At 74.8% G+C, this 4,881-nt stretch carries 7 protein-coding genes; 4 read left to right on the forward strand and 3 right to left on the reverse strand.

Annotation, left to right across the window (positions count from 1 at the left end; translation table 11 throughout):
- Window positions 1-12: 12 nt before the first annotated feature.
- Genes DT057_RS33920 through DT057_RS33930 form a run of 3 tightly spaced genes read right to left on the reverse strand, consistent with a single transcriptional unit; the run spans window position 13 to window position 2,545 of the window.
- A complete protein-coding gene (locus DT057_RS33920; protein WP_128566404.1) occupies window positions 13-765 on the reverse strand; it encodes an ABC transporter ATP-binding protein in 753 nt (250 codons plus the stop codon).
- Window positions 753-1,508, reverse strand: coding sequence for an ABC transporter permease (locus tag DT057_RS33925; RefSeq protein WP_128566405.1), 756 nt, complete (start codon window positions 1,506-1,508; stop codon window positions 753-755). The genes DT057_RS33920 and DT057_RS33925 overlap by 13 nt, the downstream gene beginning before the upstream one ends.
- The gene (locus DT057_RS33930) at window positions 1,505-2,545 is read right to left on the reverse strand and encodes an ABC transporter substrate-binding protein (RefSeq protein ID WP_128566406.1); all 1,041 of its coding nucleotides are present in this window, start codon (window positions 2,543-2,545) and stop codon (window positions 1,505-1,507) included. The genes DT057_RS33925 and DT057_RS33930 overlap by 4 nt, the downstream gene beginning before the upstream one ends.
- 285 nt (window positions 2,546-2,830) lie before the next feature.
- On the opposite strand from DT057_RS33930, the gene DT057_RS33935 reads away from it, so the two are divergent.
- From DT057_RS33935 to DT057_RS33950, 4 genes are all read left to right on the forward strand, one after another.
- Window positions 2,831-3,388, forward strand: a complete 558-nt coding sequence (locus DT057_RS33935) for a hypothetical protein (RefSeq protein WP_128566407.1) — start codon at window positions 2,831-2,833, stop codon at window positions 3,386-3,388.
- A gap of 55 nt (window positions 3,389-3,443) precedes the next feature.
- Window positions 3,444-3,656: a hypothetical protein gene (locus DT057_RS33940; RefSeq protein WP_128566408.1), complete on the forward strand. Its 213-nt coding sequence runs from the start codon at window positions 3,444-3,446 to the stop codon at window positions 3,654-3,656.
- Window positions 3,657-3,837: 181 nt separating this feature from the next.
- Window positions 3,838-4,338, forward strand: a complete 501-nt coding sequence (locus DT057_RS33945; RefSeq protein WP_238314044.1) for a hypothetical protein — start codon at window positions 3,838-3,840, stop codon at window positions 4,336-4,338.
- A 356-nt stretch (window positions 4,339-4,694) separates the two neighbouring features.
- On the forward strand, window positions 4,695-4,881 hold a 187-nt coding region (locus DT057_RS33950), incomplete at its 3' end, for a hypothetical protein (RefSeq protein WP_162501602.1).

A 4,881-nucleotide genomic window follows, 5' to 3' on the forward strand; every position in this document is an offset into this window, starting at 1 on the left:
GCGCGGCCGCGCTCACGCCGCGTCGGGTTCGGCCAGGTCCCGGCGGATCCGCTGCGCCGTCTCCCGCAGGGCCGGCGCCGCGCGGGACCGCGGGCGCGGCGCCGGGTTGACGTGCACGGCGACGATCCGGCCGGGCGCCCCCGCCACGACGACGACCCGGTCGGCGAGATAGACCGCCTCGCCGATGTCGTGGGTGACGAACACCACGGTCTGGCCGGAGGCGCCGCACAGGCGGGCGAGTTCGTCCTGGAGGCTCTCGCGGGTCAGCGCGTCGAGGGCCGAGAACGGCTCGTCCATCAGCAGCACGTGCGGCTCGACCGCGAGGGCCCGGGCGAGCGCGACGCGCTGGCGCTGGCCGCCGGAGAGCTGGAACGGCCAGCGCCCGGCGAGGTCGGCGAGGCCGACCCGGGCGAGCGCCTCCAGGGCCCGCCGGCGCCGCTCCGGCCGCGGGATCCGCAGCTTCTCCAGCCCGAACGCGACGTTGTCGGCGATCCGCCGCCAGGGCAGCAGGCGCGCATCCTGGAACACCAGGGCGACCGCCCGGCGGCCCAGTGCCGGCGGGCTGACCGTCACGCGGCCGGCATCCGGGCGCACGAGGCCGGCGATCACGCGCAGCAGTGTCGACTTCCCCACGCCGGAGGCGCCCACGACGGCCAGGAACTCCCCGGGCGCGACGTCGAGGTCGAGGCCGGCGAGCACCTGCGTGCGGGCGCCGTCGCGGGAGAACGCGAGGGCGAGGCCGCGGATGGCGATCAGGCCCGCCATCGCAGCATCCGGCCCTGGAGGACGGTGAAGGCGGCGTCGAGCACGCCGTAGAGCGACGCCATGGTGAGCATGTAGACGACCACGATGTCGGTCGCGAGCAGGGTCGAGGCCTGCATCATCCGCTGGCCGAGCCCGGGAACGCCGAAGATCTCGGCCGCCACCACGGCCATCCAGGCCTGCCCGAGGGCGGTGCGCACGCCCACCAGGATGCCCGGGGTCGCGGCGGGCCAGACCACCTTCAGGAGGCGCTCGCGGGCGGACCGGAAGCCGAACGCCTCCGCAACCTCGAGGAGGTCGCGGTCGACGCCCCGGACCGCCCCGTGGCTCGCGAAGTAGACGATCCAGAACACCCCGACCGCGATGATGAACAGGGCCGCTTCCGGGCTGACCCCGAACCAGATGATCGCGAAGGGCACCCAGGCGAGGCCGGGCACCGGGCGCAGCACCCGCACCACCCAGGCGCTCAGGGCCTCGGCGGTCGGGAACAGGCCCGTGAGGGTGCCGGCCGCGACCCCGAGACCGACGCCGAGCCCGAGCCCGGCCGCGTAGTGGCCGAGGCTGCCGCTGACCGCGGCGAGCCACTGGCCGGAGCGGAGCTCGCGCAGGAACGCCGCCGGCAGCGCCGAGGGCGGGGGCAGGAAGGCCGGGTTGACGAGGCCGGCCCGCGGCACCGCCTCCCAGAGCGCGAAGAAGGCGGCGAGGCCGAGGACGGGAAGGAGCGCCGCGGCCCGCCGGGACCTCACCGGCCGGCCAGCGCGCGCTCGTAGAGGCGCGGCTCGAACAGGCCGTCGAGCGGCACCTCGCGGTCGAGGGCGCCGATCTGCACCTGGTAGCGCTGCATGGCGGCGGTGGCCTCCACGATGGCGCGGGGGTCGGCGGCGAACCGGGTCGCCGGCGAGGCGAGGGCCCGGCGGATCGTCGCGCCGTCGACGAGCCCCTTGCCGAGGGCGGCCTCGATCACCGGCGCGACGCGGTCGGGGTCGCGCCCGATCAGGTCCACGGCCCGGACGATCCCGGACACCAAGGCCTGCGCGGCCTCGGGCTCCCGGTCGAGGAGCGCCCGCGTCAGGGCCACGACGGTGCCGGGCTGGCTGGGGAACATCGCGCCGCCGAGCGCGACGAGGCGGATCGCGGGATCGCGGCCGGTGACGATGGAGACGGCCGGCTCGCGCAGGGTCCCGCCCTCGACGGCGCCGACGAGGACGGCCTGCTGGGTCGCGTCGATCCCCATCGACACGATGGCGACGTCCTTCGGGTCGACCTTCGCCACCTCCCACAGCCAGTGCTGGAGCGTGGTGTTGGGGACGGAGCCGAGGGGCTGGGTGGCGAGCCGGGCCGGCGCGCCGCCGGCGGCCCGGAAGCGGCGGAACGCCTCGGCCGGCGGAAGGCCGGGCTCGAAGTGGCGGGCGAGCCGCGGGCCGGCGACGAAGACGTTCTCCTCGACCGCCGTCGCCGTGACGACCTTGACGTCGATGCCGCGCGACCGGGCGACGCCGAGGGGCGCCACGCCGGCCACGTAGACGTCGAGGGTGCCCGACGCCAGCGCCTGAATCATGTTGGGACCGGATTCGAAGGTCGTGACGCTCAAGGTGAGTCCCGCCGCCTTGAGCCAGCCCTCCCGCTCGGCGACGAAGATCGGGGCGGCGGCGAGGATCGGGATCACGCCGACGCGCAAGGAGACCGGCCTCCCCTGCGCCCGCGCCCCCGCGCCCGGGGTGAGCACCGCGCCGCCCCCAAGGATCAGGCCTGCCCCAAGGATGCTGCGTCGCGTGAAGGTCATGGCAGGCCGATCGGGGTGGAGTGACGGCGCTGACTTAGGGCATACGGCCGAGGCTGTGCAAGAGCGCGAACTGTCGAAGACGTTCGTTCTCTTGTCGAGCTCCGCCACGACCGTAATCACGCCTGCCCGCCTCGATCGAAAGAAGATCGTTCGACCGCGCCGAAGCTGGCGCGCCGCATCCCGGCGAATTGCCCGGGCGGGCCGAGGGGACGGGCGGCGCACTTGTCAGACCGACGTCGGTGCTGGTTCATTCCACGCGCTCAGTCCAGCAGGAGCCACTTCCGGATGACGCGAGGCCGCATTCCGCCGATCCCAGCCGCCCCATCGCCCGTGCGCGCGGCGCGGGCCGCGAGGCGCTTCGCGATGCTGCTGGGTGTAGCCCTGGCCGCGACCCCGTCCGCCCGTGCGGATCAAGGCGCCGTGTTCTGCAAGGGCGGCATGGTCTTTGCCGAACGCCCCGCCCCGGACGGCGCCCTGGCCATCAGCGTCCTCGGTGCGGACGAGCGACAGCACATCATCACGGTCGTCGGCGTGGCACGCCCCCACAAGAACGGCTGGCGCTTCCGGCAGACGTCGGACGAGGAGCCGGACGAGCGCTGCACCCTGGACATCGTGCCGGTGGCGGGCGGCTTCAGGATGCACACGATCGAGGGCGCGCGCTGCGTCGGCTTCGGCGGTTATGGGGCCGACCGGATGCTGTACGACGCGGTCTTCCCGGCCTCGACGAGAGTGAGGGGCGTCGCGCCCCTCGTCGACGGCATCGGGCACCTGCGCGATTTCGACTGTGACAGGAAGACGTTCTCTCCGTCGCGGTACGGGGCGCCGCCTGGGCGAACGCCATGACCCACAACGGCGAGGAACCCGTCCTCGACGGCGACCCGATCACCGGCCGGCAGGCGTGACCGCGGTCGTCCTCAAGTCTCTCGACCCCGTCGAGGTCATCGATCCCACCACCGTCAGCGTCGTGGCGCACCTGTCGGTCCGCGTCGCCGGCGAGACCACGCCGGAAGCGGTGACGTTCATCCTCAAGCGCGAGGACGATCCGGTGCGGATCGACGACATCGTCACGCCCTCGCTGCGCGCGTCCTTCAGGAAGTCCTGTGGCAGGTAAGTCGTGGCGCCGAGATCCCGGCTCCCGGAGCGTTTCCCACGCGGCGGGTCCGGAGCCTGCGGTCGCGCCGGGAGGCGGCGCGGGGCGCGGGTCGGCGCCGCGCGGGCGTCGAGACACCGGGGGCCCTGCCTGATAGCCTTCTTCCCCGAGTCACGGGACGACCATGCCCCAGAGACGCTCCTTGCCCGTCCGCGCCCTCCTCGGCCTTGCCGACGTCGCGGTCGCGATCTTCGTCGTCAGCGCGGAACTGGCGCGCCCGCTCTATCGGCCGCTCTACGAGGCGCTGTCGCGCCTCGCCCTCGTGCGACGGCTGGAGGCCGGCATCTCCCGCCTGCCGCGCTTCGCGATCCTCGGGCTCCTCGCCGTTCCGTTCTTCGGGGTCGAGCCGCTGAAGCTCCTCGGCGTGATCTGGATCGCCGAGGGGCACCTGTGGCGCGGGCTGGCGCTCCTCGCGGGCGCCTATCTCGGCAGCTTCCTGCTGGTCGAGCGCATCTACCACGCCGGGCGCGCCAAGCTCCTCACGATCGGGTGGCTCGCGGCGGCCATCGGCTTTTCGGCCCGGGTGCGCGAGGCCCTGCTCGCCCGCGCCCGGGCGACGCGGGCCTGGCAGGTCGCCGCCGCCGCCGCCGGGCGCGCCCGCGCCTTCGTCCGCCGGCTGCTCGCCCGCACGGCGCGCGCCTGAGGCGACGCCAGGCAGGCGGGCTTGGGATCGCAACAGGCCCCTTGCGAGCGGGAACCCGGGCTCGCAACCGCCCGCCGGCCGGTCCTCCGGGGGATCACGCCCGTCGGCGGGCCCGTGACGGCGCCGATGCCGCGGGACCCGTGCCCGACGCGGGAGGGCCGGTCACGGCGGGAACGGAGGCCGGCGCGGTCACGGACCGGCGTCGCGGCGGCAGGACGGCGAGGCTTTCACAACCGGAGATGAGCGCTATTCCGGCGCATATCGCTTGAATTGCAGGCCGCAGGCTTGAACTGCAGGCCACAGGCTCGGCAGTATCCCGCATCTCTGGCCGAGAACCCGGGATGCGGAGGCGTGGCATGAGGACGACGACGGACCGGGTCCGCGGCCGCGCGCGAAGGCTCCTCGGCGGCGCCCGGCGCGTCGGCCGGACGCTGGCCAACGCGGCCGCCATCCTGGCGGCAGGCGCCATCCTGGCGGCGGGCGCGCCGGTGGCCCACGCCCAGGCGGAGGGTGCGACGCGCCGCGGGGCGGGGGCCGGCTCGG

Source organism: Methylobacterium crusticola (assembly GCF_003574465.1).
Lineage (GTDB): Bacteria > Pseudomonadota > Alphaproteobacteria > Rhizobiales > Beijerinckiaceae > Methylobacterium > Methylobacterium crusticola.

Bases quoted from the DNA above. Each gene is read 5' to 3' on its own strand.
- DT057_RS33920 (WP_128566404.1), bottom strand. From the start codon at position 765: ATGGCGGGCCTGATCGCCATCCGCGGCCTCGCCCTCGCGTTCTCCCGC.
- DT057_RS33930 (WP_128566406.1), bottom strand. From the start codon at position 2,545: ATGACCTTCACGCGACGCAGCATCCTTGGGGCAGGCCTGATCCTTGGG.
- DT057_RS33935 (WP_128566407.1), top strand. From the start codon at position 2,831: ATGACGCGAGGCCGCATTCCGCCGATCCCAGCCGCCCCATCGCCCGTG.